Origin of the sequence: Saccharothrix sp. NRRL B-16314, from assembly GCF_000716595.1 — a bacterium.
Lineage (GTDB): Bacteria > Actinomycetota > Actinomycetes > Mycobacteriales > Pseudonocardiaceae > Actinosynnema.
The window spans coordinates 1-368 of the sequence record NZ_JNXC01000159.1; the positions used below are offsets into that span (position 1 = coordinate 1).

At 67.7% G+C, this 368-nt stretch carries 1 pseudogene; it reads left to right on the plus strand.

Features of this window, described 5'->3' with window-relative positions:
- Window positions 1-208: pseudogene (locus tag OQ02_RS39480) on the plus strand (alginate lyase family protein); the annotation flags it as partial.
- Window positions 209-368 lie beyond the last annotated feature (160 nt).

The window sequence follows — 368 nt, forward strand, 5'->3', positions numbered from 1 at the left end:
CGGCACGGCGGTCCCGGGCTGGCTCTGCGGCGGCGCCCTCAAGGATCACCTGGGTCCGGTCACCGAGGTGGGCTTCAACGCGCTCGGCAACCGTATGGGTTACGCGATGACCAACACGCAGAACCTCACCCAGGCCAGGCGTCCGGCGGGCACAGACAACCTCTTCGTCGCCTGGGAGACCCTCACCCACGCCGGCAACTCCCGCTGACCGGACGGGGACGGGGGAGCTCCCGCCTCTTGACGCCCCCTTACTTCACTTCTTAAATCATGGAGGCGACGAAGTGCGCGCGTTCATGTCATGCCCATGGCATGCCGTGGGCGCGCGCGTCCCCCCACACCCGACGGAAGAGAGAGTCATGCCCTCCTCC